This is a genomic window from Microbacterium sp. Marseille-Q6648 (assembly GCF_943181415.1).
Classification (GTDB): domain Bacteria; phylum Actinomycetota; class Actinomycetes; order Actinomycetales; family Microbacteriaceae; genus Microbacterium.
In genome coordinates, this window is record NZ_CALPBZ010000003.1 from 228,049 (window position 1) to 252,792 (window position 24,744).

Below are 24,744 nucleotides of genomic sequence, written 5' to 3' on the forward strand. Positions count from 1 at the left end.
AATGACCGTTGTTGCAGGCCATCTGCACAAACGTGCAGACTAGGCACGTGCCCGACGCCCGTGATGAACAGCAGTTGCAGCGCGCCTTCACCGCGGCGCACCTCTACTACATCCAGAACCGCACGATGGAAGCCGTCGCGCACGAGCTGGCGACCTCGCGCTCGACGGTGTCGCGTCTGCTGGCGCTGGCCCGCTCCGCCGGCATCGTCGACATCCGCATCACCTCTCCGCGCGAGGCGCCGGCGCAGCTCGAGGCGCGGTTGAGCGAGGTCTACGACATCCGCGCCTTCGTCGTCCCCGTCGCCGGCGACCTCAGCGAAGAAGAGCGCCAGGAGCGCGTCGCGATCGCGGCCGCCCACACCCTCAACGACATGATCGGCCCGGGGATGACCGTCGGCGTGGCGTGGGGCTCGACGGTGGCGGCACTCAGCCGGCATCTGGTCCCCCGCCACGCCCCCGACACGGTCTTCGTCCAGCTGAACGGCTCGGGGAACACCCGCGCCGCAGGGCTGGTGTACGCCACCGAGATCCTCCACCGCTTCGGCGCGGCCTACGGCGGGGCGGTGGAGCAGTTCCCTGTGCCGGCGTTCTTCGACGACCCGGCCACGCGTCTGGCGATGTGGCGCGAGCGCAGCACGCGCCGCATCCTCGACCTCCAGGCGCGCATGGATCTGGTCGTCTTCAGCGTGGGATCGGCGGGGGCGCCCGTGCCGAGCCACGTCTACTCCGGCGGATACCTCGAGGCCGCCGACATCGAGGCCCTCCGCCGCGACCGCGTGGTCGGCGACGTCGCCACCGTGTTCTTCCGTGCCGACGGCTCGAGCGAGGGCATCGCCCTCAACGAGCGCGCGACGGGACCCCGCTTGGCCGACCTCCGTCGCGTCCAGACCCGCATGTGCGTGGTGTCGGGGGTCTCGAAGCTCGCGAGTCTGCGCGGAGCGCTCGCGGCAGGGCTCGTCACCGACCTCGTCATCGACGAGGTCGCCGCGCGCTCCCTCGACCCCGACTCCGCGGAATGAAACCCCGACCGGGGCGTTGAGTACACTCGGAGCAACAACGTGCTCCGGGGTCGGTGTGAATCCGAACCGGCGGTGACAGTCCGCGAGCGGTGGCCGTGCATCCCTGGGATGCCGCCACCGCCGATCCGGTGGAAATCCGGAACCGACGGTGATGCGACGGAAGATCGTCGCTAGTCCGGATGGGAGGCAGCACGGGCGGCGCCGCGCGCGCCGTCGCTGTCCTGCCTGCCCCGGAGCGCCGATGACGGCTCTCGACAGAGACAGGACGGCACATGACAGCGAGCGGGATCGAGCGCGATGCGATGCATCGTGCCCTCGCGCTCGCCGCGCGGGGCCCCCGCGGCGTCAACCCCCAGGTCGGTGCGGTGATCCTGGCACCCGACGGCACGGTCCTCGCCGAGGGCTGGCACCGCGGCGCGGGCACCCCGCACGCCGAGGTCGACGCCCTCTCCCGGCTCGCCCCCGGCGGGGCGCGCGGGGCCACCGCCGTGGTGACGCTGGAGCCCTGCAATCACACCGGACGCACCGGCCCGTGCTCCGAGGCGCTCATCGCCGCCGGTGTCGCGCGCGTCGTGTACGCCGCCTCCGACCCGGGCCCGCACTCCGCCGGTGGAGCGGAGCGCCTGCGCGCGGCCGGCGTCGACGTCGACGCCGGCGTCCGCGCCGAAGACGCCGAGCAGCTCATCGCGTCCTGGTTGACGGTGCAGCGCCTGGGCCGGCCCCACGTCACCGTGAAGTGGGCGCAGAGCCTGGACGGCCGGGCCGCGGCATCCGACGGGTCGAGCCAGTGGATCACCGGGCCCGACGCGCGCGCCGACGTCCACCGCAGACGAGCCAGTGCGGACGCGATCGTGGCCGGCACGGGCACCGTGCTGGCAGACGATCCCGCCCTCACGGCGCGCGACGACGCCGGCGGGCTCCTGCCCGATCAGCCCGTCCCCGTGGTGATCGGACGCCGCCCGATCCCCGAGACGGCCGCCGTGCGCCGCCACCCGAAGCCGCTCCGGCAGTTCGACGACCTCAGCACCGCGCTCGCCGAGCTGGGCGCCCAGGGCGTTCACCGCGTCTTCGTCGAGGGCGGACCCACCCTCGCCAGCGCCTTCCTGCGTGCCGGGCTCGCCGACGAGGTTCTCGTCTACGTCGCCCCCGTCCTCCTGGGCGGCGATCGCCTCGCCCTCACCGACATCGGGGTCGGCACCATCGGCGAGGCGCTGCGTCTGCAGACGTCCCGCATCGACAGACTCGGCGACGACCTCCTCGTCGTCGCGCACCCCTCCCCCGAAGGAGTCCACTGATGTTCACCGGAATCGTCGAAGAGATCGGCGAGATCACCGAGGTCGCCGCCGCCGGAGACGGTGTGCGGGTGACCGTCCGCGCACCCAGGGCGGTGTCGGATGCCGCACACGGCGACTCGATCGCCGTCAGCGGCGTGTGCCTCACCGTCGTCGACCGCGGGGACGACTGGTTCGCGGCGGACGTCATGCGCCAGACGCTCGACATGTCCACGCTGGCCGGCGTCGCGCCGGGCCGTGCGGTGAACCTGGAGCGGGCCACCGTCGCCCACGGACGGCTCGGCGGGCACATCGTGCAGGGGCACATCGACGGCACCGGCGAGGTGCTCGAGGTCCGCCCCGGCGTGCAGTGGCGCGTCGTGCGCGTCGGCCTGCCGGCATCCCTCGCCCCGCTCGTCGTCGACAAGGGCTCGATCGCGGTGGACGGCGTCTCGCTGACGGTCAGCGCCGTGAGCGCCGCCGACGCCGCCGGCCACTGGTTCGAGGTCTCGCTCATCCCCGAGACGCTCGAGGCCACCACCCTCGGCGCCCGCGCCGTCGGCGACCGCGTGAACCTCGAGACCGACATCCTGGCGCGCCACGTGCAGCGTCTGCTCGCCTTCCCCCCGACGGCCGTCGCCGTCCCGACCGAAGGAGGCTCGCGGTGAGCCTGTCCCCCATTCCCGAGGCCCTCGAGGCGCTGCGCGCCGGACGCCCCGTCATCGTCGCCGACGATGAGAACCGCGAGAACGAGGGCGACGTCGTCCTCTCGGCCGCCCTCGCGACCCCCGAGTGGGTGGCGTGGACCGTGCGCTGGTCGAGCGGCTTCATCTGCGCCCCCATGCCCGCCGAGTGGGCGGACCGCCTCGACCTTCCGCCGATGGTCGAGGTGAACGAGGACGCGCGCGGCACCGCCTACACCGTGAGCGTCGACGCCGCCGACCGCGTGAGCACCGGCATCAGCGCGTCCGATCGCGCCCACACCCTGAACGTGCTGGCCGACCCCGCGTCGGTGCCCACGAGCGTCATCCGCCCGGGGCACATCCTGCCGCTGCGGGCGGTCGACGGCGGCGTGCGCGAACGCGGTGGCCACACCGAGGCGGCCGTCGAGCTGATGCGTCTGGCGGGGCTCGAGCCCGTGGGCGCGATCGCCGAGGTGGTCGCCGAGGACGGCTCGATGATGCGCCTGCCCGGGCTCATGGAGCTGGGCGAGCGCGACGGCGTGCCCGTCATCACGATCGAGCAGCTCATCGCGTACCTGCAGGAGCACCATCCGATCGACGGCGACAGCGCGCGTCCCGCGCACCGCCGCCGCGTGAGCCTGCGCGCCGAGTCACTGGTCCCCACCTCGCACGGCGCCTTCCGCTTCCTGGCGTACAAGGACCGTGTGACCGGGACCGACCAGCTCGCCGTGGTCTCGGGCGATCTCTCGGATGCAGCCCCCCTGGTGCGCGTGCACTCCGAGTGCCTCACCGGAGAAGCCTTCGGCTCGCTCAAATGCGAGTGCGGGCCGCAGCTGGACGCCGCTCTCGACACGATCGCCCGCGAGGGCGGTGTGGTCATCTACATGCGCGGCCACGAGGGCCGCGGCATCGGCCTCATCAACAAGCTGCGCGCGTACAGCCTGCAGGAGCGCGGGCTCGACACGGTCGACGCCAACCTCGCCTTGGGGCTCCCCGCCGACGCGCGCGAGTACGCCGCCGCCGCCGGGATCCTCGCCGACCTCGGCATCGAGAAGGTGCGACTGCTCACCAACAACACCGACAAGGTCGTGCAGCTGACGGCGCTCGGCCTCGAGATCGTCGAGCAGGTGCCGCTCCTGGTGGGGGTCGGCCCGAACAACCACCAGTACCTGGCGACAAAGCGCGACCGCATGGGGCACGTCCTGCCCGACGCGGACTTCGCCGACGCGGTCGCCCAGATGCATGACAGCAGCGCCCATGACAGCACCGCGCACGGCGGCAGCGCGCACGACGACACCCCCGGCGAAGGAGCACACCGATGAGCGGCAAGGGCGTCCCCCAGTCCACCGAGACCGTCGACGGCACGGGCCTCGACGTCGTGGTGGTGGCCGGCACCTGGCACGAGGTCATCACCGACGGCCTCATCGAGGGTGCCCGCCGTGCGCTCGAGCAGTCGGGGGCGACGTGGCGCCTGGTGCGGGTGCCGGGCTCGTTCGAGCTGCCCGTCGTCGCGAAGGCGCTGCTGGAGGCCGGCGCGGACGCCGTCGTCGCACTCGGGGTCATCATCCGCGGCGGCACGCCCCACTTCGAGTTCGTGTCGTCGGCGGCCACCGACGGACTCACACGCGTGGCGCTCGACACCGGCAAGCCCGTCGGCTTCGGCGTGCTGACACTCGACGACGAGGCGCAGGGCATCGCGCGTGCGGGCCTTGAGGGCTCCGAGGAGGACAAGGGCTTCGAAGCCGCGGATGCCGCACTGCGCACCGCCGTGCTGCTGAGGTCCCTGCGTCCCTGAGTCGTGGCGGGTAGTCTCTGCACCATGGAGACCCTTCGCCACATCGTCGTGTTCATCCACCTCATCGGCTTCGCGCTGCTCTTCGGCGCGTGGGCGGTCGAGGCCGTCGCCCGCCGGGTGGAGATCACGCGGCTGATGAACTGGGGCCTGCTGATCGCGGGCATCGCCGGCCTGGCCCTCGCCGCCCCGTGGGGCATCGAGTACGACCTCAACTACGCCAAGATCGGCGTCAAGCTCGTGATCCTGCTCGTCATCGGCGCCCTGCTCGGGATCGGCGCGGCACGACAGCGTCGGAAGGCAGGCGTCCCTGCGGGGATGTTCTGGGGGATCGGCATCCTCACCGCCCTCAACGCCGCCCTCGCCGTCATCTGGCGCTGACCTCCCGCGTAAGATGGGCGGGTTCTCCGCCCGCCTCCTGCAAGGTCAGCCATGTCTTCCCCCACCACGGCACCCACTCCGGTCTCCGCACCGGCCGCGCCGGCCAATCCCCGCTCGCGCGTCATCACCGCGAGCCTGGTCGGCACCACGATCGAGTTCTACGACTTCTACGTCTACGCGACGGCCGCCGTCCTCGTCTTCCCGATCCTCTTCTTCCCGACCGGCAACGACACCACCGCCCTGCTGGCCTCGTTCGGGGTCTTCGGCGCGGCCATGATCGCCCGCCCGCTGGGAGCGATCATCTTCGGGCACTTCGGCGACCGCTTCGGCCGCAAGGCGACCCTCGTCGGCTCGCTCCTGACGATGGGCGTCGCGACGTTCCTCATCGGCTGCCTGCCCACCTACAACGACATCGGCTGGTGGGCGGCGCTGCTGCTCCTCGTGCTCCGGCTCGCGCAGGGCTTCGCCCTGGGCGGCGAGTGGTCGGGCGCCGCGCTGGTGGCGACCGAGAACGCCCCGGCCGGCAAGCGCGCCTGGTACGGCACGTTCCCGCAGCTGGGCGCACCGCTGGGGTTCATCATCGCGAACTCGGTGTTCCTCGCGATCAACTTCCTGCTCCCCCACCCGGACGGCGCCGGCCAGCGCTCGGCGGACTTCCTCGCGTGGGGGTGGCGCGTGCCGTTCCTCTTCTCGGCGGTCATGGTGATCATCGGCCTGTGGGTGCGACTGCGCCTGGTCGAGTCGGAGTCGTTCACCAAGGCCGAGCAGAAGGGCGCGATCCGCAGGTTCCCGCTCGGCACGGTCGTCCGCCGCCACTGGTGGCACCTGATCCTCGGCACGTTCATCATGCTGGCCACCTACGTGCTGTTCTACCTGATGACGAACTTCACGCTGTCGTACGGCACGAAGGCCGCCGACCTCGAGACCGCCTCCGCTGCCGCGCAGGCGGCCGCCGAGGCTGCCGGCAAGACCTTCGACGCCGCGGCATTCGCTGCCCAGTTCTATCCCGGACTCGGCTTCGCCTACACCGACTTCGTGCTGATGCAGATCATCGGCGTGGTCTTCTTCGGCATCTTCACGATGCTCTCGGGCCCCATCGCCGATGCGATCGGGCGCCGCCGGCTGCTGCTGTGGGTGACCGCCCTCATCATCGTCTTCGGCCTGACCTTCAACCTGTTCCTGCTGCCGCAGGCCGACCCGAGATTCACCGGGGCGCTGGCGCAGGCCTTCCTCATCTTCGGCTTCATGCTGATGGGAGCGACGTTCGGGCCGATGGGAGCCGTGCTTCCGGAGCTGTTCCCGACGAACGTCCGCTACACCGGCTCGGCGGTGGCCTACAACCTGTCGTCGATCCTCGGCGCCGCCCTCGCGCCGATCGTCGCGGTGGCCCTGTGGGCCGCGGCCGGCGGCAGCCCGTGGCTGGTCGGCGTGTACCTCTCGGCGATGGGCGTGCTGACCTTCATCGCGGTGATCCTGGCCCCCGAGACCAAGGACGTCGACTACGACGCCGACCTGGGCGTCGGGGTGACCGGCTCGCTCTGATCGGGGCCCGATCCCGCCCCGATCGTCTCAGTCGAGAAAGAGAGCCCGGAGGCGCTTGGTGGTGAACACCAGGCCCACGGCGATCATCACGACGTAGTAGAGGACGTGCCACAGCATGTCGGTGCTGAGGACGCCGGTGGTCAGTCCCCGGACGAGCTCGACCCCGTGCCACAGCGGGAAGGCCATGACGATCGACTGCACCCACTCCGGGTAGACGGTGATGGGGTACAGCGTCGCCGAGAAGAGGAACATCGGCAGCAGGACGAAGTTGATCCAGTCCATGTGCTGGAAGGTCTTCATGTAGCTGGTGATCGCCATGCCCACGCTGGCGAACCCGAACGCGATGAGCAGGACGGCGGGCAGGGCGAGGATCGCCGTCCAGGCGAGGTTCAGCCCGAGGATCTGCATGATCAGCATGAAGCCGGTCGCGTAGAGCAGACCTCGCAGCAGGGCGTAGAGGATCTCGCCGAGGGCCACGTCCAGCGGCCCGAGCGACGTCGCGAGCATGCCCTCGTAGAGCTTGCCGTAGTTGAGCTTGAAGAAGACGTTCCAGGTCGAGTCGTAGATCGCCCCGTTCATCGCCGACACCGCCAGGAGCGCCGGTGCGATGAAGGCCGCGTACGACACCTCGACGCCCTGCGAGGTCTGGACGGTGCCGATGAGGCTGCCGAGCCCGATGCCCATCGAGGCGAGGTAGAACACCGGCTCGAAGAAGCCCGACAGTACGACGATCCAGCTCGACGAGCGGGCCGCGAGAACGCCGCGCTGGACGACGGCCTGGGGGTTTCCGGCCCAGAGCGCGCGGACGCCTCCGGAGCGCACCGGCGCGGTCGCGGTGGTGGTGGTCACTTCGCCAGCCTCCTCGTGAACAGACGCCGGCCGATGACGAGCCCGCCGACCGCGAGCAGCAGCAGATAGCCGACGTGCACGGCGAGCATGGCCGGCTCGATCGGCTTGCCGTACGTCGCCCAGCGGCCGAGCTCGGTGGCGTGCCACAGCGGCGAGACCCAGCCGATCCACTGCAGCCACAGCGGCAGGTTGACCAGCGGGTAGAACGTGCCGGAGAACAGGAACATCGGCATGAACAGGAACCGCTGGACCAGGGCGAACTGCCCCTTGTCGTCCTCGATGGTCGCTGCGTAGGCCATGAGGGGGATGCCGAACGCGCAGCCGCCGGCGATGCCGATGAGGATCGACACCCATCCCGTCTCGGGGTTCGGCACCGCGCCGAACAGCCAGATGAACAGGTAGTAGAGCACGACGGTGACGAGCATGCGGGCGGTGGCGCCCGCGACCACGCCGTTCGCGATCTGCCCGGCCGACAGCGGCGAGGCGCTGAAGCCGTAGAAGTAGCGGCGCCACTTGAAGCCCGACATGACCGGGTAGGTGAACTCCTCGCTCGCGACCGAGATCGCCGAGGTCATGAGCAGGGCGGGAGCCACGAACACGAGGTAGGACACCTCGACGCCGCCGTCGACGACGTCCTGGTCGATGAGGGCGGCCAGGCCCACCGCGAGCCCCAGCAGGTAGAGGACCGGCTGCCCGAAGGCGCCGACGATGATCGTCCAGCCGTAGGCCCGCATGGCGCGGACCATGTGCTCGGTGACGTACCAGGTGCCGCTGCGGCGCGGCCGGCGCCCCCACTCCAGCGCTTCGGCGCGCAGTTCGTCGAGACCGGGCTGCGTCGTCGCGGTGGAGGTCGGGTGCGGCATCCGCTCGTCGTGGTCGCTCATTCGATCAGCGACCTTCCCGTGAGGCGCAGGAAGACGTCCTCGAGGCTCGATCGGCGCACGAGGCTCGTCACCGGGTGCAGGCCCCGCTCGGCGACCTGCTCGAGCGCGTGCTCGCCGTTGTGGGCGTAGACGAGCACACGGTCGGGGAGCACTTCGACGCGCTCGCCGATGCCCTCGAGCTGCGGGGCGACCTGCTCGTTGCGGTCGGACCCGAATCTCACCTCGAGCACCTCGCGGCTGGAGTGCTCGCGGATGAGCGACGCAGGCGTGCCCTCGGCCATGATGCGGCCCTTGTCGACGACGATGAGGCGGTCGCACAGCTGCTCGGCCTCGTCCATGTAGTGCGTGGTCAGGACGAGGGTCGTGCCGCGCTCCTTCAGCCGGAACAGACGGTCCCACAGCACGTGGCGCGCCTGGGGGTCGAGCCCGGTGGTCGGCTCGTCGAGCAGCAGGATGCGCGGGTCGTTGATGAGGCCGCGCGCGATGGTGAGGCGCCGCTTCATGCCGCCCGAGAGCGCGTCGACCTTGCTCTTGGCCTTCTCTTCCAGCTGCGCGAACGCCAGCAGCTCGTCGGCCTTCTCGTGGCAGACCTTCGCCGGCAGGCCGAAGTACCGGCCGTAGATGAAGAGGTTCTCGCGCGCGTTGAGCTCGCCGTCGAGATTGTCCTGCTGGGGCACGACGCCGAGCCGCGAGCGGATCTCGGGGCCGTGGCGGTCGGGATCGAGGCCGAGGATCGACAGCTCGCCGCCGGTGCGGGACGACACGGCGCCGATCATCTTCATCGTCGTGGACTTGCCGGCGCCGTTGGGGCCGAGGAGGCCGAACGACTCACCCGGCGCGACCTCGAACGACAGCCCGTCCACGGCGAGGAAGTCGGGCTTGCCCTTGACCTTGTAGGCCTTGACGAGATTGTGGGCGGCGATCACTGCTTCTGGCACCGGACAACTGTACTGGCCGTCGGCGACATCGCCCCCGTCTCCCGAAGGAGCACCGGGCGGGTCGGGTTAGGGTCGATTGTGACCGATCCGACCCCCGCCCGGCGCGGGCGCGGCCGCAGGCCCTCCGACGGGCCGCGCGCGAGCTTCCGCCAGCTGATCCCGTTCCTCCTCGAGCACACGCGCGTGCTTGTCGTCGTCGCCGTGCTCAGCATCGTCGGCGCGGTGCTGACCCTGGCCCAGCCGGTCGTCGTCGGCCAGGTGATCGCACGGGTGCAGGACGGCGACGGGCTCGGGCTGCTGGTGTGGGCGATCATCGGACTCGTCGTCGCGGCATCCGTCATCTCGGGCTATCAGCACTACCTGCTGCAGCGCACCGGCACAGCGGTCGTCTTCTCGAGCAGGCGCCAGCTGATCCGCCGCATCCTCCACCTGCCCATCAGCGAGTTCGACGCCCGCCGCACCGGCGACCTGGTCTCGCGCGTAGGGACCGACACGACCCTCCTGTACGCCGTGCTGACGCAGGGGCTCGCGGATGCCGTCGGCAACAGTCTCATCTTCCTCGGCGCGATCATCGCGATGGCCGTCATCGACCCGATCCTGCTGGTGTCGATCGTGGGGGTGCTCGGGGTGTCGATCGCGGTCGTGGCCGTGCTGAGCGGCCGGATCCGCAAGGCCACGACCGCCCAGCAGGAGAAGGTGGGAGAGCTGGCCTCGGGAGTCGAGCGGGCGGTGGGCTCGATCCGCACCATCCGCGCCGCCGGCGCCGGCGAGCGCGAGGAGCAGTCCGTGACCGCGATCGCGCGCGAGGCGTACGGGATCGGCGTGCGGATCGCGAAGGTCTCGGCCCTCGTCGTTCCGATCGCGGGCATCGCGCTGCAGGTGTCGCTGCTCGTGGTGCTCGGCTTCGGCGGCTACCGCGTCGCCTCGGGGGCGATCGGGATCGCGTCGCTGGTGACCTTCGTGATGTTCCTGTTCCTGCTCATCGGCCCCCTCACCACGTTCTTCGGCGCCATCACCTCGGTCAATCAGGCGCTCGGCGCGCTGGGGCGCATCCAGGAGGTCCTGGACCTGCCCACCGAGACCGCCACGGACCGGGTCCCGCCGGAGGCCGGGAGGCGTTTCGTCTCGGTCGCTGCGCTCCCTCGCTCAACGTCCGGTTCCTCGCTCCCCGCAACCCCGGACGCTGAGCGAGCGCAGCGAGACGAAGCGCGCCCCGCCGTCGAGTTCCGCGACGTCCGCTTCGCGTATCCCGAGAACGTCGTCGAAGCCCGTCGGCGGGCGGCCACCGAGGCCCGCGCCGTGCTCGAGAGCGCACACGTCGAGCGTCCCGGCGAGCCGGCCGAGGCGGCATCCGATCTCGACGGCGACGTCCTCCGGGGCGTCTCGTTCACGGTTCCGCGCGGCGCCCGGGTGGCCCTGGTCGGGCCGTCCGGGGCCGGCAAGAGCACCGCGCTGTCGCTCATCGAGCGCTTCTACGACCCCACCGGGGGCGCGATCCTGCTGGGCGGCGTCGACATCCGCGATCTCGACCGCACCGCTCTGCGCGCCCAGCTGGGCTACGTCGAGCAGGACGCGCCGACACTGGCCGGCACGCTCGGCGAGAACCTGCGGCTCGCCTCACCGGACGCCGACGACGCGGCGTGCGAGGCGGTGCTGCGCGCGGTCAACCTGGGAGAAGTGCTCGACCGCTCTCCGCTGGGCCTGGCCGCACCCGTCGGCGAGAGCGGCGTCATGCTCTCGGGCGGCGAGCGCCAGCGTCTCGCGATCGCCCGCGCACTCCTGGCGGCCCCGCCGATCCTGCTGATGGACGAGTCGACATCGTCGCTGGACGGGCTGAACGAGCAGCGGATGCGCGAGGCGATCGACGCCGTCGCCGAGGGACGCACGCTCATCGTGATCGCGCACCGGCTCTCGACGGTCGTCGACAGCGACCTCATCGTGGTGCTCGATCACGGTCACGTGGTCGGTCAGGGCACGCACTCCGAACTGGTCTCGTCGACGCCGCTGTACCGGGACCTGGCCAAGCACCAGCTGCTGGTGTGATCGGGCCGTCCGGCGAGGACGGGCCCGATCACGCGCGCTGCAGGCGGTAGCGCAGAGCGGCGAGCTCGGCCCACAGGGGCGCCGGCACGCGGCCGTCGAACGTGCGGTAGAACTCCTCGGTGAGCTCGGCCTCGCGCAGCCACGACGCGGGGTCGATGGCGAAGAGCGCGTCGAGGTCGGCTTCGGGGACCTCGATGCCGCCGAGGTCGAGGTCAGACGTGCGCGGCAGCCGGCCGATGGGACTGTCGACGGCGGGCACGGCTCCCTCGACGCGGCGGATGATCCAGTCGATGACACGGGAGTTGTCGCCGAAACCCGGCCACAGGAACCGGCCGTCCGCGCTCTTGCGGAACCAGTTGACCTGGAAGATCCGCGGCGCACGATCGAAGCGCAGCTTCTGACCGACCTTCAGCCAGTGCCCGAAGTAGTCGGCCATGTTGTAGCCGCAGAAGGGCAGCATCGCGAACGGGTCGCGGCGGAGTTCGCCCACCGTCCCCTCAGCGGCGGCGGTGCGCTCGGACGAGATGTTCGATCCCATGAAGACGCCGTGCGTCCAGTCCGTGGCCTCGACCACCAGCGGCACGTTGGTGGCGCGGCGGCCGCCGAAGAGGATGGCGTCCAGCGGCACCCCGTCGGGCGCGTCCCAGTCCTCGGCGATCTGGGGGCACTGAGCGGCGGCGACGGTGAAGCGCGAGTTCGGGTGGGCGGCGGGGCGACCGGATGCCGGGGTCCACGGCTTTCCCTCCCAGTCGGTGAGCTGCGGCGGGGCCTCGTCGGTGAGCCCCTCCCACCAGACGTCCCCGTCGGGTCGCAGCGCCACGTTGGTGAAGATCGTGTTGCCCCACAGCGTCTCGACCGCGGTGACGTTCGTCGACTCCCCGGTGCCCGGCGCGACGCCGAAGAATCCGGCCTCGGGGTTGATCGCCCAGAGGCGCCCGTCCTCGCCTGGACGCAGCCAGGCGATGTCGTCCCCGAGGGTCTCGACGCGCCACCCCGGGATCGTCGGGCGGAGCATGGCGAGGTTCGTCTTGCCGCACGCCGAGGGGAACGCCGCGGCGACGTGGTACGCCTTGCCCTCGGGCGAGATCACCCGGATGAGGAGCATGTGCTCTGCGAGCCAGCCCTCGTCGCGACCGATCACCGAGGCGATGCGCAGGGCGAAGCACTTCTTGGCGAGGATCGCGTTGCCGCCGTAGCCGGAGCCGAAGGACCACACCTCGAGGGTGTCGGGGAAGTGGACGATGTACTTCTCGTCGTTGCACGGCCACGCGTCGTCCTGCTGACCGGGCTCCAGCGGCGCGCCGACCGAGTGCACGGTCTTCACCCACGGCGCGCCACCGGCGATCTCGCGGAGCACCTCCGTGCCCACGCGGGTCATGATGCCGATCGACGTCACGGCGTAGGCGCTGTCGGTGACCTGGACGCCGATGTGCGACAGCGGCCCGCCCACCGCGCCCATCGAGAACGGCACGACGTACATGGTGCGCCCGCGCATCGACCCTTCGAACAGCGGAGTGATCGTCCGACGGATCTCGTCGGGGGCGACCCAGTTGTTCGTCGGGCCCGCATCGGACTCGCGCTCCGAGGCGATGAACGTGCGGGCCTCGGTGCGGGCGACGTCGCTCGGGTGCGACCGGGCCAGGTACGAGCCCGGACGCCACTCGGGGTTGAGCTTGATGAGCTTGCCCTCGTCCACCATCTCGTGCAGCAGCGCGTCGTTCTCGGCACGGGAGCCGTCGACCCAGTGGATGCGATCGGGCTGGGTGAGCGCCGCGATCTGGTCGACCCACGCGACGAGGGCGACCATGCCCTCGCCCGCGATCGCCGGTGCGGTACCGAAGGTGCGCACGCTCTTGGCGTTGGTGCGGGGATGCGCGCCGCCGCCGGCACCGGCGGAATCGGCGGGGCGGGTGAAGATGTCGGCAAGCGCCATGGCTCGTGCTCCTTGTCTGCGACGATCAGATCGAGGGTCTACAGCCACTTTCGCGCCATCTCACCCCGTCTTCCGGAGGAGAGTGTCGTCAAGAAGCAGGATTCTTTCGCTATGCTCAAGGAATGCCCCCCACCGCCCTCGAACTGTCGACCCTGGGCCATCGCATCCGCCACCAGCGCCTGGCCCACGGCTTCACCCTCGATGAGCTCGGAGAGCGGGTCGGCGTGGCCGGCAGCCAGCTGAGCCTCATCGAGAACGGCAAACGCGAGCCCAAGCTGTCGCTCCTGCAGGCGATCGCCGCGGCCACCGATGTCGAGGTGACCGACCTGCTGTCGACCGAGCCCCCCAACCGCCGTGCGGCGCTCGAGATCGAACTCGCCCGCGCGCAGTCGAGCTCGGTGTTCCGGCAGCTCGGGGTCGCCCCGATCAAGGTCACCAAGGGCATGTCGGACGACACGATCGAATCGATCCTCGGTCTGCACCGCGAGCTGCAGCGCCGCGAGCGCGAGGCGATCGCCACCCCCGAGGAGGCACGCCGGGCCAACACCGAGCTGCGCCTGAAGATGCGCGAGATCGACAACTACCTGCCCGATATCGAGAAGCTCGCCGAGAAGCAGCTGCGCGCGGCGGGACACGTCTCGGGAGCCCTGACGCACCGCACCGTGAGCATCATGGCCGAGCAGCTCGGCTTCGAGCTGCTGTACGTCAACGACCTGCCGCCGTCGACGAGGTCGATCACCGACCTCGAGCACGGCCGCATCTACCTTCCCCCGGCCTCGATCCCCGGCGGGCACGGACTCCGCTCGATGGCGCTGCAGGCGATGGCCCACCGGCTGCTCGGCCACCAGCGCCCCACCGACTACGCCGACTTCCTGCAGCAGCGGCTCGAGATCAACTACTACGCCGCGTGCTGCCTCATGCCCGAGACGGCATCCGTGGCGTTCCTCCAGCAGGCCAAGAAGGACCGCAACCTCGCCATCGAGGACTTCCGCGACGCCTTCGGCGTCACCCACGAGGCCGCGGCGATGCGGCTGACGAATCTCGCGACGCGGCATCTCGGCATCCGGGTGCACTTCCTGCGCGTCGACGGAGCGGGCGCCATCAACCGCGTGTACGAGAACGACGACCTGCCGCTGCCGATGGATGTCACCGGCGCCGTCGACGGCCAGATCGCCTGCAAGCGCTTCTCGGCGCGGGCGGCCTTCTCGGAGCACAACCGCACGACCGAGCACTACCAGTACACCGACACCCCCGCCGGCACGTTCTGGTGCTCCACGCAGACCGGCACCACGTCGGCCGGCGAGTTCTCGATCACCGTCGGCGTGCCCTTCGACGACGCGCGGTGGTTCCGAGGTCGCGAGACGCAGAAGCGCGCGGTCTCGACGTGCCCCGACGAGGCGTGCTGCCGTCGCGCCCCCGCCGAGGTCACGTCGCGCTGGCAGGGGAAGGCGTGGCCGAGCGCGCGCGTGCACATGCAGATGTTCTCGCCCCTCCCCCGCGGCGCATTCCCCGGCGTCGACGACAACGAGGTCTACGACTTCCTCGACAGGCACGTGTGATGGCCGGGACAACCGCGCGGGTGCGCGTCGTCACCACCGTCGCCGAGCTGCGCGCCGCGCTCGACCCGGTGCGTCGCGCCGGGGGTCGGATCGGGCTCGTCCCGACGATGGGCGCTCTGCACGACGGTCATCGCCGGCTCATCGCCTCGGCCGCGGCCGAGAGCGACGCGGTCGTGGTCTCGGTGTTCGTCAATCCCGCCCAGTTCGACGAGCCCGCAGACCTCGCCGCCTATCCGCGGACTCTCGAGTCCGACTCCGCGGCGGCGTCGGATGCCGGTGCGACGCTGCTGTTCGCGCCGACCCCGGACGAGGTCTACCCGGACGGGTTCGCCACCGCCGTCCACGTCGGCGGCGTGAGCGAGCGGTGGGAGGGGGCGTCGCGCGGAGCCGCGCACTTCGACGGGGTCGCGCTCGTGGTCGCCAAGCTCTTCGGCATGGTCGGCGCCGACACCGCCTGGTTCGGACGCAAGGACGCCCAGCAGCTCGCCGTCGTCCGGCGGCTGGCGAGGGATCTGAACCTCGCCACCGAGGTGCGGGCGGTCGACACGGTCAGGGACGCCGACGGCCTCGCGCTGTCGAGCCGCAACGCCCGGCTGTCGCCGGACGAGCGCACCCGCGCGCTGGCGCTGTCGAGCAGTCTGTTCGCCGCGCGCGAGGCCGTGCGCAGCGGCGAGCGATCCGCCGCGGCACTCGTCGCGCGTGCCCTCGATGCGCTCGCGGACGCCGACGTCGCGACGGAGTACTGGGCGGTGGTCGACCCGATCACCTTCGCCCCGGTCGAAACCCCCGCGGCGGGCTCGCTCGCCATCGTCGCGGCGCGGGTGGGCGCGGTGCGTCTCATCGACAACCTCCCGCTCGACGGGTGATCCACGGGTGATCGACGCGCTGCGGATGACGCTCAGAGCTTGCGCAGCAGCATCCGGCGCGCGGCATGATCGGCGCGCTTGTCGATGATCAGACGCGCGCGGTGCTGGGTGGGCAGGATGTTCTCGCGCAGGTTCGGCAGATTGATCCCCCGCCACAGCTCGCGCGCCCGCTCGACCGCCTGGGCGTCGGTGAGCCCGGCGTAGCGGTGGAAGTACGACGACGGATCCGCGAACGCGGTGTCGCGCAGCGTGAGCCAGCGCTCGATGTACCACCGCTCGAGGTCGTCGGGGTCCGCGTGGACGTAGATCGAGAAGTCGAAGAGGTCGCTGACCGCCCGCTCATCGGCCCGCGATGAGGGCTGCAGGACGTTCAGGCCCTCGACGATCACCATGTCGGGGCGGCGGATGATGCGCTCCTGGTCGGGCACGCGGTCGTAGACGAGGTGCGAGTACACGGGCGCCCGCACCTCGGGCGCCCCGGCTTTCAGATCGGAGACGAACTCGAGCAGCGCGCGCCGGTCGTACGACTCCGGGAAGCCCTTGCGGTGCATGATCCCCCGCCGCTCCAGCTCGGCGTTCGGCAGCAGGAACCCGTCGGTGGAGACCAGTTCGACCGACGGCAGGCCGGGCCAGCGGCGGACGAGCTCGGTCAGCACCCGCGCGACGGTGGACTTGCCCGCCGCCACCGAGCCGGCGATGCCGACGACGAACGGCGTCGGCGGCTCGGCCCGCTGCAGGAACGCGTTGGCACGGTCGCCCAGCGACCGTGCGGCGGCGGCATGGATGCTGAGCAGCCGGCTGAGGGGCAGGTACACCTCGGCCACCTCGCGCAGGTCGAGCCGGTCGCCGAGGCTGCGCACCCGCGCGATCTCGTCCGCCGTCAGCGGCATGGGGATCCGGGGGGCCCGCGCTGCCCAGTCCTCCCGCTCGAAGCAGGCGTACAGCGACGGCGCGAGTCCGGTCGGGACGGCGTCGGAGGTCACCGCCAGAGCGTAGCGCGCGCGTGCCGCCCTCACCGGCGCGGCGATAGGCTGGCCACCGTCCGACGCGCGACATGGAGGTGCCTGTGGCCGGAACGCACACCGTGGTCGTGGGGGTCAGCGGGGGGATCGCCGCCTACAAGGCGGTGCAGGTCGTGCGCTCGCTCGTGCTGGCCGGTCACGACGTCCATGTGCTGCCGACGGCGGCGGCGCTGCGCTTCGTCGGCCTCGCCACGTGGGAGGCGATCAGCCGCAATCCGGTGCGCACGGATGTGTGGGACGACGTCTCGACGGTGGCGCACGTCGATCTCGGCCGCCGCGCCGATGCGATCGTCGTCGCCCCCGCCACCGCCCACACGCTCTCGCGCCTGGCCGCCGGCGCCGCCGACGATCCGCTGACGGTCACCGCGCTGGCCTCGACCGCGCCGCTGGTGGTGGCGCCGGCGATGCACCCGGCCATGTGGCGGCATCCCGCCACGCAGCACAGCATGACGCTGCTGCGCGAGCGCGGCGCGACCGTCGTGGGCCCCGCCGACGGCCCCCTCACCGGCGACGACAGCGGCCCCGGGCGCATGAGCGAGCCGGCCGAGATCGTCGCCGCAGTCCTCGACGCGGCCGCTCCCCGTCCACACGACCTGGCGGGTCTGTCGGTGCTCGTGACCGCCGGGGGCACGCGCGAGCCGCTGGACCCGGTGCGCTTCCTGGGCAACCGGTCGAGCGGCCGCCAGGGCATCGCGATCGCCGAGGCCGCACGCGCGCGAGGTGCGGACGCCACCCTGGTGGCCGGCCACGTCGAGGTGCCGCTGCCGACGGGAGAGCGTCTCGAGGTCGTGCGGGTCTCCACGGCGGACGAGCTCGCCACGGCGGCCGTCGACGCAGCCGCGACCGCCGATGTCGCGGTGATGGCCGCCGCGGTGGCCGACTTCCGCCTGGCGCAGCCGCTCGAGCAGAAGATCAAGAAGGATGCCGCGGGCGACGGCCTCACGCTGCAGCTGGTCCCCGCCCGCGACACCCTCGCCGAGGTGCTGGCGGCGCCGGTCGCGGGGCGCGTGGTGGTCGGATTCGCCGCCGAGACCGCGACGGGCGAGGAGCTGCTCGCCGCCGGTCGCGCCAAGCTCGCCCGCAAGCCCGTGGACCTCCTCGCCGTGAACCGCGTGGGCTGGACCGAGACCTTCGGGGCGGCGACCAATGCCGTCTCTCTCCTCGCCGCCGACGGGACCCTCGCCGCGGAGCTCGCGGGCACCAAGCGCGAGGTGGCGGACGGTCTGTGGGACGCGGTGGTGCGGCTCCGAGACCACCGCGCCGTCTAGGCCGGCGGGCTCGAGAACAGCAGGCGTCAGAACAGCAGGCGTCAGAAGAGCGTGGACAGGCCGCCGTCGACCGCGATCGTCTGCCCCGTGATGTACGACGATTCGTCGGCGCACAGGAACGCCACGAGCGCGGCGACCTCGTCCGGTGTCCCCCACCGCCCGAGGGCCGTGCGGGTGCGGACGACCTCGGTCATGCGCTCGTCGCCACGCAGGTCCGCGTTGGAGTCGGTGTCGATCGTGCCCGGGGCGACGGAGTTGACCCGGTAGCCGTGCGGGCCGAGCTCCGCCGCGAGCGATCTCGTCATCCCGTCGACGCCGGCCTTGGCCGCCGGGTAGGCGACGTCGCCCGCGCGTCCGCGGAGCGAGGCGAGGGAGGACACGCTGACGATCACCCCGCCGCGCGCGCCCGTGGCGTCCGCCGCGGCGTGCCCGGCGAGGAATCCGCGGATGACGTCGTAGACGGCGACGAGGTCCGCCTGCACGAGGGCGCCGAAGGCCGCCGTGTCCATGTCGCGCACGCCGCGACGGTCGCGCACGCCGACATTGCCGACGAGGATGCGGGGTGTGAGCCCCGCGGCCGCCGCCGTCGCGAAGGCGGCCGCGACGGCATCCGGATCGGTCACATCCGCGACGAACGGATCGGCATCGTGGCCGCTCGAGCGGAACTCCGCGACCACCGGTGCGAGCGTCGCGGCATCACGGCCGCCGAGGAGGACGTGGGCGCCCTCCGCCGCGAGCCTCCGCGCGACGGCGAGGCCGATGCCGGTGCGGGCCCCGGTGATCAGCGCCGTGCGCCCGGCGAAGCGGGCGCCCGTCACGCCGGGTCTTCCAGTGCCCGGGCGAGGTCGTCGGCCGACATCGTCGCCGCGTGCTCGGCCGCGGGGAAAGAGCCGTCGCGGACGGCCGCGGCGTACTCGTCGAGAGCGCCGCGGACCTCGGCGCCGAGGTCGCGGAACCGGCGTGCGTGCCGGGGCCGGAAGTCCTCGTACAGCCCCAGCAGGTCGTGCCACACCTGCACCTGCCCGCTGCAGCCGGCGCCTGCGCCGATGCCGATCGTGGGGATGCGCAGGCGCGCGGTGACGGCGGCGGCGAGCTCGGCCGGGACGAGTTCGAGCACGACCGCCCACGCACCGGCGGCCTGCACGGCCAGCGCATCGTGGATCACGCGGCGCGCCTGCTCGACCGTGCGACCCTGCACGCGCGTGCCGGTCACGTGGACCGACTGGGGCGTGAACCCCACGTGGCCCATGACCGGGATGCCGGCATCGACGATGCGGCGGATGGTGGGCGCGACGGGCACGCCGCCCTCGATCTTGACCGACTGGCAGCCGCCCTCGGCCATGATGCGCACCGCCGCGCGCACGGTGTCGTCGGCCGTCGCGGTGGCCCCGAAGGGCACGTCGGCGACGATCAGCGGACGCGCGGCACCGCGGACGACGCTGCGGGTGTGCGAGACGATGTCGTCGACCGTGACGGGCAGGGTCGTGTCGTGACCCTGCATCACCATCCCCAGCGAGTCGCCCACGAGGATGAGGGGCACCTCGGTGCGCTCGATCAGGCGGGCACTGGTGTAGTCGTACGCGGTCACCATGGTGAACCGCTCCCCCGCCTCGCGCCAGGCCGCGACGGCGTCGATCGTGATGCGCACGGCTCTAGCCTGGCAGATGCCCGCCCGAGCCGGGTGTGCTCACGCGAAGGGGCTGGCGGTGAGGGTGTACTTCGTCTGCAGGTACTCGTGGATGCCCTCGGCTCCGCCCTCGCGGCCCAGGCCCGACATCTTCCACCCGCCGAACGGCGCCGCCGCGTTGGAGACCACACCGACGTTGAGGCCCATCATGCCGGTCTCGAGCCGCTCGATCATCCGCTGACCGCGCGAGAGACTCTCGGTGAAGACGTACGAGACCAGGCCGTACTCGGTGTCGTTGGCGATGCGGACGGCGTCCTCCTCGCCCTCGAAGGGCACGATCGCGAGCACCGGTCCGAAGATCTCCTCGCGCAGGATGTCGCTTCCCGGCTGCACGTCGGTCACCACGGTCGGCTCGTAGAAGGTCCCCGGTCCGTCGACGGCGCTTCCGCCGGTGCGGACGCTCGCGCCCCGCGAGACGGCGTCGCCCACGAGCGAGGCGGCCTTGTCGACGGCGGCGGCGTTGATGAGCGGTCCGATCGCGACCCCGTCCTCGGTGCCGCGGCCGATCTTCATGGCCTGCACGCGCTCGGTGACCCGCCGGGCGAACTCGTCGGCGACCGATCGCTGCACGATGAAGCGGTTGGCGGCAGTGCACGCCTGACCGATGTTGCGGAACTTCGCCAGCATCGCGCCGTCGACCGCCTTGTCGAGGTCGGCGTCCTCGAACACGACGAACGGGGCGTTGCCGCCGAGCTCCATCGAGGTGCGCAGCACCCCCTGAGCGGCCTGCTCGAGAAGGCGCTGCCCCACCCCGGTCGAGCCGGTGAACGACAGCTTCCGCAGGCGCGGGTCGCGGATGATCGGCTCCGACACGGCGCCCGAGGTCGAGGTGGTGAAGACGTTCACCACACCGGCCGGGAGCCCCGCATCCTCGAGGAGCTTTGCGAAGTAGAGGGTGGTCAGCGGCGTGAGCTCGGCCGGCTTGATCACGACGGTGCACCCGGCGGCGAGCGCCGGGGCGATCTTGCGGGTCGCCATGGCGAGGGGGAAGTTCCACGGCGTGATGAGGAAGCAGGGCCCGACCGGGTGCTGCGAGACGATCATGCGGCCGGTGCCCTCGGGGTTCGGGCCGTAGCGTCCATGGACGCGCGCGGTCTCTTCACTGAACCACCGCAGGAACTCGCCGCCGTAGGCGACCTCGCCGCGCGCTTCGGCGAGGGGCTTGCCCATCTCGATCGTCATCAGCAGCGCGAAGTCCTCTTTGCGCTCCTGCAGCAGGTCGAAGGCCCGGCGGAGGATCTCGGCGCGTTCGCGGGCCGGCGTCGCCGCCCACGCCGGGAACGCCTCGGTCGCCGCATCCAGCGCCGCGGTGCCGTCATCGGCGGACGCGTCGGCGATCGTCTTCACGACCGCGCCGGTGGCCGGGTCGGACACCGTCAGCGTTCTCCCCCCGGATGCCGGCCGCCACTGGCCGCCGATGTACAGTCCGTCGGGAACCCGTGCCAGCAGTTCGGTCTCACGGTTGTCGGTCACGGGGTTCTCCTCGTCCACCGGATGCCGCGGCATCCGCTCTCGATTGACTCTCGGGGCCATTGTGCCCCGCGGCCGCCGGGGCAGCCGCTATACGCGGTGTACATCGCGTGCGGCGGCATCGCCCGAACGGCGGACCTGTCGCAGGGCTCCCGCGAAGAAGTCCGCTAGCTCGTCGGTGGCCTCCAGCGGCAGCACCGCCGCGACGTACTGGTCGGGGCGGACCACCACCACAGCGCCGTCGCGCGATATGCCGCGCTCGGCGAAGATGTCCACGTCACGCCACCCGTCTGCGCCGGCGGCGAAGACCTTCTCCCAGTCGGTGAGTCCGAGAGGGCCCGATCGCGGGCGGAAGACGTCCGGGACGCGCGAGATGTCGACCTCGTCGAAGGTCTGCTGGTAGACGGCCTTCACGTCGAACACCGCGTCGGCGTCGGCGCCGGCCGGGGTGTGGCGCGCAAGGGGGGATGCTGAAGAAGCCCACCACTGCGCCCACGCGGTCAGAGCGGAATCCTCCCCCGCGGCGGGAGCGTCGGCGAAGGCGTAGATCCGCCAGCGGCCGTCGGCGCGCGCGTGATGGCCGAGGTGGATCACGTTGCCGTCGCACACGCGCGTGACCTCGACCGACGCGAACCGCTTGCCGAGCGGGAAGCCCGTCGCGCGTGCGGCGTGCTGGTCGCCCGAGACGATGGCCGAGGCACCGTATTCGGTCATGAAGCCCGAGGGGAACTCCGCGGTCCCCAGGTAGTAGTTGGCCAGCTCGGTGGGGTCGGAGATCTCCTCGGGCTTGCGCGCCATCAGAGACGACCACTCGCGGTCGAAGTCGATGAGCTGCTGCGCGACCGGCTGGCGCTCCGCCGAGTAGGTCTCCAGAAGCGCCTCGGGAGCGAGCCCCGTGAGGACGTGGCCGAGTTTCCAGCCGAGGTTGAAGCCGTCCTGCATCGAGACGTTCATCCCCTGCCCGGCCTTCGCGCTGTGCGTGTGGCAGGCATCGCCGGTGAGGAAGACGCGCGGCGTCCGGTCGACGCCCTCGGGGACGTCGTCGAACTTGTCGGTGACGCGGTGGCCGACCTCGTACACGCTGTGCCAGGCGACCTGCTTGACGTCGATCGAGTACGGGTGCAGGATCTCGTTCGCCTTCTCGATGATCCGCTCGATCGGCGTCTGCCGAACGCGATGATGGTCGTCCTCGGGCACCTCTCCGAGGTCGATGTACATGCGGCTGAGATAGCCGCCCTCGCGCGGGATGTGGAGGATGTTGCCGGCCACGGAGTTGATGGCGCACTTGGTCCGCCAGTCCGGGAAGTCGGTGTTGACGAGGACGTCCATGACGCCCCACGCGTGGGCGGCGAACGCGCCGACGTGGGTGCGACCGATCGCTTCTCGCACACCGCTGCGGGCGCCGTCGCAGCCGACGACGTACTTCGCGCGGATGGTGCGCTCCTGGCCTTCGCGCTCGCCGGCGGTGTGCCGCACCCGCACCTCCACCGGGTGCTCCCCCGAGTCCGCGACGGTGAGCCCGACGAACTCCACGCCGTAGTCGGGCACGATCCGGCCGGGGCCGTGCGCGGCCGCTTCGGCGAAGTAGTCCAGCACGCGCGCCTGGTTCACGATCAGGTGTGGGAACTCGCTGATCTTGAACGCGTAGTCCTCGGTGCGCGCCGTGCGGACGATGCCACGGGGGTCCTCGGGGTCGGGGCCCCAGAAGTTCATGTACGCGATGTTGTAGGCCTCGGCGATGATCCGCTCCGCGAACCCGAAGGCCTGGAACGTCTCGACGCTGCGCGGCTGGATGCCGTCGGCCTGCCCGAGCACCAGGCGTCCGTCCCGCTTCTCGATGACGCGGGTGGTGACGTCGGGGAACTGCGACATCTGCGCGGCCAGGAGCATGCCGGCCGGGCCCGACCCGACGATGAGCACGTCGGTGGTGTCCGGCAGGTCCTCGGGCCGGTCGACCCCTGTCCCCGCCGCGGGCAGGACCGTGGGATCGCCCGAGACGTAGCCGTGGTGATGGAACTGCATGGGGTTCCCCTCAGGCCTTCGACAGGCCGTAGACGGGGCTCTTCGCCTGCTCGGCCTCGTGGTCGGGCCCGAGCGGGATGCCGCTGCGGTCGCGCAGCAGCAGCGTTCCGATGAGTCCCAGCACCGTCATCCCGGCCAGGTACCACGTGACGGCGTCGGTCGATCCGGTCGCTTGCACGAGGGCCTGTGCGATCGTGGGGGCGAAGGCCCCGCCGAGGATGGCGCCGATCGCGTACGAGATCGAGACCCCCGAGAAGCGGATCGAAGCGGGGAAGAGCTCGGTGTACAGCGCGGCCTGGGGGCCGTAGGTGAATCCCAGACCGACGGTGAGGATCACCAGGCCGACGGTGAGCATACCGATGCTGCCGCTGTTGACCAGGGGGAAGAGCAGGAACACGCCCACCAGCTGCAGGCCCCACCCGATGAGGTAGGTGGTGCGACGGCCGATGCGGTCCGACAGCCATCCGGCGACCCAGGTGAAGACCAGCCACGACACCGCCGACAGAGTGACGGCACCCAGGACATCCGCGGTCGCGAAGCCGAGCGATCCGTTGGGATCGGTGGCGTAGCGCTGGATGTAGCCGCCGGTGGTCATGTAGCCGACGGCGTTGTTGCCCGCGAAGACGAGCGCGGCGACGACCACCAGCAGTGCGTGGCGGCGGAACAGCTGCACGATCGGCATCCGGGTCTTCTCCTTGCGCTCGCTCAGCTCGGCGAACACCGGGCTCTCCTCGACGCGTCGGCGGACGTAGTAGCCGACGAGGATCAGCACGACGCTCAGCAGGAACGGCACACGCCAGCCCCACTCGAGGAACGCTTCGCCCGGGGCGAGGAGGGCCATCAGCCCCATGACGCCCGAAGCGAGCAGGAGACCCAGCGGCACGCCGATCTGGGGCGAGGCGCCGAACAGCCCGCGCTTGGCGTTCGGGGCGTGCTCGACGGCCATGAGGACCGCGCCGCCCCACTCGCCGCCCGCGGAGATCCCCTGGAGGATCCGCAGCACGATCAGCAGGATGGGAGCCGCGATGCCGATGGCGGCGTAGGTCGGAAGCAGGCCGACGAGGGTCGTCGCGACGCCCATCAGGATCAGTGTCAGCATGAGGACGATGCGACGGCCGTAACGGTCGCCGAGGTGGCCCGCCAGGAAGGCGCCGAGCGGGCGGAACAGGAAGCTGAGGCCGACCGTGAGGAACGCGAGGATCTGCGCGAAGCCCTCGCCCGCCGGTGCGAAGAACAGCTGGCCGAACACGAGCCCGGCCGCCGAAGAGTAGATGAAGAAGTCGTACCACTCGACCGTGGTGCCCACCACCGTGGCGAAGACGACGCGACGCTGATCCTTGCTGGCGGCGATCGTGCCGGTGGGGGTGAAGCCCGCTTTCGCGGTGGGGGGTGTGCTCATCGTCGTGCTCCCGTATGTGTGACGTCGGTGTCTCGACAGCTCATCCGCCCCTGCTCGGAGCGGTGGTTGCCGTCTGGTGCACGATCATATACGATTTCGGATACGACGCAAGAGCG

21 protein-coding genes and 1 riboswitch are annotated in these 24,744 nt (G+C 71.3%); of the genes, 11 read left to right on the plus strand and 10 right to left on the minus strand.

Annotated features, from left to right (window positions below; genetic code table 11):
* Nucleotides 1-47 precede the first annotated feature (47 nt).
* The 7 genes from NFR93_RS11255 to NFR93_RS11285 all read left to right on the plus strand — a co-directional run bounded on the left by NFR93_RS11255 (nucleotide 48) and on the right by NFR93_RS11285 (nucleotide 6,688).
* Nucleotides 48-1,019, plus strand: a complete 972-nt coding sequence (locus NFR93_RS11255; protein ID WP_251453305.1) for a sugar-binding transcriptional regulator — start codon at nucleotides 48-50, stop codon at nucleotides 1,017-1,019.
* Between the two features lie 36 nt (nucleotides 1,020-1,055).
* Nucleotides 1,056-1,215: riboswitch (FMN riboswitch) on the plus strand.
* A 76-nt stretch (nucleotides 1,216-1,291) separates the two neighbouring features.
* Nucleotides 1,292-2,314 carry a bifunctional diaminohydroxyphosphoribosylaminopyrimidine deaminase/5-amino-6-(5-phosphoribosylamino)uracil reductase RibD gene (gene ribD, locus NFR93_RS11260; RefSeq protein WP_251453306.1) on the plus strand — a complete coding sequence of 341 codons (1,023 nt, stop codon included), beginning with the start codon at nucleotides 1,292-1,294 and terminating at the stop codon, nucleotides 2,312-2,314.
* Entirely contained in the window at nucleotides 2,314-2,958 is a 645-nt protein-coding gene (locus NFR93_RS11265; protein ID WP_251453307.1) for a riboflavin synthase, read from the plus strand. Before ribD ends, NFR93_RS11265 begins: the two co-directional genes overlap by 1 nt.
* On the plus strand, nucleotides 2,955-4,295 hold the full coding sequence (gene ribA, locus NFR93_RS11270) for a GTP cyclohydrolase II (protein WP_251453308.1): 1,341 nt from the start codon (nucleotides 2,955-2,957) through the stop codon (nucleotides 4,293-4,295). The genes NFR93_RS11265 and ribA overlap by 4 nt, the downstream gene beginning before the upstream one ends.
* A complete protein-coding gene (ribH, locus tag NFR93_RS11275; RefSeq protein ID WP_251453309.1) occupies nucleotides 4,292-4,768 on the plus strand; it encodes a 6,7-dimethyl-8-ribityllumazine synthase in 477 nt (158 codons plus the stop codon). The genes ribA and ribH overlap by 4 nt, the downstream gene beginning before the upstream one ends.
* A 24-nt stretch (nucleotides 4,769-4,792) precedes the next feature.
* Nucleotides 4,793-5,146, plus strand: a complete 354-nt coding sequence (locus tag NFR93_RS11280) for a Fe-S protein (protein ID WP_251453310.1) — start codon at nucleotides 4,793-4,795, stop codon at nucleotides 5,144-5,146.
* A 51-nt stretch (nucleotides 5,147-5,197) separates the two neighbouring features.
* Nucleotides 5,198-6,688 carry an MFS transporter gene (locus NFR93_RS11285; protein ID WP_251453311.1) on the plus strand — a complete coding sequence of 497 codons (1,491 nt, stop codon included), beginning with the start codon at nucleotides 5,198-5,200 and terminating at the stop codon, nucleotides 6,686-6,688.
* A gap of 27 nt (nucleotides 6,689-6,715) precedes the next feature.
* On the opposite strand, the gene NFR93_RS11290 is transcribed toward NFR93_RS11285, so the two are convergent.
* From NFR93_RS11290 to NFR93_RS11300, 3 genes are read right to left on the minus strand one after another with little or no spacing between them, the layout of a single operon-like run.
* Nucleotides 6,716-7,537: an ABC transporter permease gene (locus NFR93_RS11290; protein WP_251453312.1), complete on the minus strand. Its 822-nt coding sequence runs from the start codon at nucleotides 7,535-7,537 to the stop codon at nucleotides 6,716-6,718.
* The gene (locus NFR93_RS11295; protein WP_251453313.1) at nucleotides 7,534-8,421 is read right to left on the minus strand and encodes an ABC transporter permease; all 888 of its coding nucleotides are present in this window, start codon (nucleotides 8,419-8,421) and stop codon (nucleotides 7,534-7,536) included. Before NFR93_RS11295 ends, NFR93_RS11290 begins: the two co-directional genes overlap by 4 nt.
* The gene (locus NFR93_RS11300; RefSeq protein WP_251453314.1) at nucleotides 8,418-9,359 is read right to left on the minus strand and encodes an ABC transporter ATP-binding protein; all 942 of its coding nucleotides are present in this window, start codon (nucleotides 9,357-9,359) and stop codon (nucleotides 8,418-8,420) included. The genes NFR93_RS11295 and NFR93_RS11300 overlap by 4 nt, the downstream gene beginning before the upstream one ends.
* Before the next feature lie 78 nt (nucleotides 9,360-9,437).
* Here NFR93_RS11300 and NFR93_RS11305 point away from each other — a divergent pair, with 78 nt between their 5' ends.
* A complete protein-coding gene (locus tag NFR93_RS11305) occupies nucleotides 9,438-11,402 on the plus strand; it encodes an ABC transporter ATP-binding protein (RefSeq protein ID WP_251453315.1) in 1,965 nt (654 codons plus the stop codon).
* Nucleotides 11,403-11,430: 28 nt separating this feature from the next.
* On the opposite strand, the gene NFR93_RS11310 is transcribed toward NFR93_RS11305, so the two are convergent.
* Nucleotides 11,431-13,335 carry a phosphoenolpyruvate carboxykinase (GTP) gene (locus tag NFR93_RS11310; protein WP_251453316.1) on the minus strand — a complete coding sequence of 635 codons (1,905 nt, stop codon included), beginning with the start codon at nucleotides 13,333-13,335 and terminating at the stop codon, nucleotides 11,431-11,433.
* A gap of 122 nt (nucleotides 13,336-13,457) precedes the next feature.
* Between NFR93_RS11310 and NFR93_RS11315 the strand changes: the two genes are divergently transcribed.
* Entirely contained in the window at nucleotides 13,458-14,894 is a 1,437-nt protein-coding gene (locus NFR93_RS11315; protein ID WP_251453317.1) for an XRE family transcriptional regulator, read from the plus strand.
* Nucleotides 14,894-15,760 (plus strand): pantoate--beta-alanine ligase, encoded by an 867-nt coding sequence (panC, locus tag NFR93_RS11320; protein ID WP_251453318.1) that lies wholly within the window; start codon nucleotides 14,894-14,896, stop codon nucleotides 15,758-15,760. The genes NFR93_RS11315 and panC overlap by 1 nt, the downstream gene beginning before the upstream one ends.
* A gap of 32 nt (nucleotides 15,761-15,792) precedes the next feature.
* On the opposite strand, the gene coaA is transcribed toward panC, so the two are convergent.
* Entirely contained in the window at nucleotides 15,793-16,749 is a 957-nt protein-coding gene (gene coaA / locus NFR93_RS11325; protein WP_502846292.1) for a type I pantothenate kinase, read from the minus strand.
* Nucleotides 16,750-16,814: 65 nt separating this feature from the next.
* Here coaA and coaBC point away from each other — a divergent pair, with 65 nt between their 5' ends.
* Nucleotides 16,815-18,050 carry a bifunctional phosphopantothenoylcysteine decarboxylase/phosphopantothenate--cysteine ligase CoaBC gene (coaBC, locus tag NFR93_RS11330; protein WP_502846284.1) on the plus strand — a complete coding sequence of 412 codons (1,236 nt, stop codon included), beginning with the start codon at nucleotides 16,815-16,817 and terminating at the stop codon, nucleotides 18,048-18,050.
* 41 nt (nucleotides 18,051-18,091) lie between these two features.
* On the opposite strand, the gene NFR93_RS11335 is transcribed toward coaBC, so the two are convergent.
* Genes NFR93_RS11335 through NFR93_RS11355 form a run of 5 tightly spaced genes read right to left on the minus strand, consistent with a single transcriptional unit; the run spans nucleotide 18,092 to nucleotide 24,628 of the window.
* Nucleotides 18,092-18,868 (minus strand): SDR family NAD(P)-dependent oxidoreductase, encoded by a 777-nt coding sequence (locus tag NFR93_RS11335; RefSeq protein ID WP_251453320.1) that lies wholly within the window; start codon nucleotides 18,866-18,868, stop codon nucleotides 18,092-18,094.
* Nucleotides 18,865-19,698 carry a 3-methyl-2-oxobutanoate hydroxymethyltransferase gene (panB, locus tag NFR93_RS11340; RefSeq protein WP_285814592.1) on the minus strand — a complete coding sequence of 278 codons (834 nt, stop codon included), beginning with the start codon at nucleotides 19,696-19,698 and terminating at the stop codon, nucleotides 18,865-18,867. The genes NFR93_RS11335 and panB overlap by 4 nt, the downstream gene beginning before the upstream one ends.
* A gap of 39 nt (nucleotides 19,699-19,737) precedes the next feature.
* Nucleotides 19,738-21,243, minus strand: a complete 1,506-nt coding sequence (locus tag NFR93_RS11345) for an NAD-dependent succinate-semialdehyde dehydrogenase (protein WP_251453321.1) — start codon at nucleotides 21,241-21,243, stop codon at nucleotides 19,738-19,740.
* 54 nt (nucleotides 21,244-21,297) lie between these two features.
* Nucleotides 21,298-23,229 carry an FAD-dependent monooxygenase gene (locus tag NFR93_RS11350; RefSeq protein ID WP_251453322.1) on the minus strand — a complete coding sequence of 644 codons (1,932 nt, stop codon included), beginning with the start codon at nucleotides 23,227-23,229 and terminating at the stop codon, nucleotides 21,298-21,300.
* A gap of 10 nt (nucleotides 23,230-23,239) precedes the next feature.
* Nucleotides 23,240-24,628: an MFS transporter gene (locus NFR93_RS11355; RefSeq protein ID WP_251453323.1), complete on the minus strand. Its 1,389-nt coding sequence runs from the start codon at nucleotides 24,626-24,628 to the stop codon at nucleotides 23,240-23,242.
* Between the last annotated feature and the right edge of the window lie 116 nt (nucleotides 24,629-24,744).

Coding starts and splice junctions, on each gene's coding strand:
- NFR93_RS11265 (WP_251453307.1), top strand. CDS start 2,314: ATGTTCACCGGAATCGTCGAAGAGATCGGCGAGATCACCGAGGTCGCC.
- NFR93_RS11315 (WP_251453317.1), top strand. CDS start 13,458: ATGCCCCCCACCGCCCTCGAACTGTCGACCCTGGGCCATCGCATCCGC.
- panC (WP_251453318.1), top strand. CDS start 14,894: ATGGCCGGGACAACCGCGCGGGTGCGCGTCGTCACCACCGTCGCCGAG.
- NFR93_RS11345 (WP_251453321.1), bottom strand. CDS start 21,243: ATGCCGCGGCATCCGGTGGACGAGGAGAACCCCGTGACCGACAACCGT.
- NFR93_RS11310 (WP_251453316.1), bottom strand. CDS start 13,335: ATGGCGCTTGCCGACATCTTCACCCGCCCCGCCGATTCCGCCGGTGCC.
- ribD (WP_251453306.1), top strand. CDS start 1,292: ATGACAGCGAGCGGGATCGAGCGCGATGCGATGCATCGTGCCCTCGCG.
- NFR93_RS11280 (WP_251453310.1), top strand. CDS start 4,793: ATGGAGACCCTTCGCCACATCGTCGTGTTCATCCACCTCATCGGCTTC.
- NFR93_RS11295 (WP_251453313.1), bottom strand. CDS start 8,421: ATGAGCGACCACGACGAGCGGATGCCGCACCCGACCTCCACCGCGACG.
- NFR93_RS11350 (WP_251453322.1), bottom strand. CDS start 23,229: ATGCAGTTCCATCACCACGGCTACGTCTCGGGCGATCCCACGGTCCTG.
- NFR93_RS11285 (WP_251453311.1), top strand. CDS start 5,198: ATGTCTTCCCCCACCACGGCACCCACTCCGGTCTCCGCACCGGCCGCG.
- coaBC (WP_502846284.1), top strand. CDS start 16,815: ATGGAGGTGCCTGTGGCCGGAACGCACACCGTGGTCGTGGGGGTCAGC.
- ribH (WP_251453309.1), top strand. CDS start 4,292: ATGAGCGGCAAGGGCGTCCCCCAGTCCACCGAGACCGTCGACGGCACG.
- NFR93_RS11355 (WP_251453323.1), bottom strand. CDS start 24,628: ATGAGCACACCCCCCACCGCGAAAGCGGGCTTCACCCCCACCGGCACG.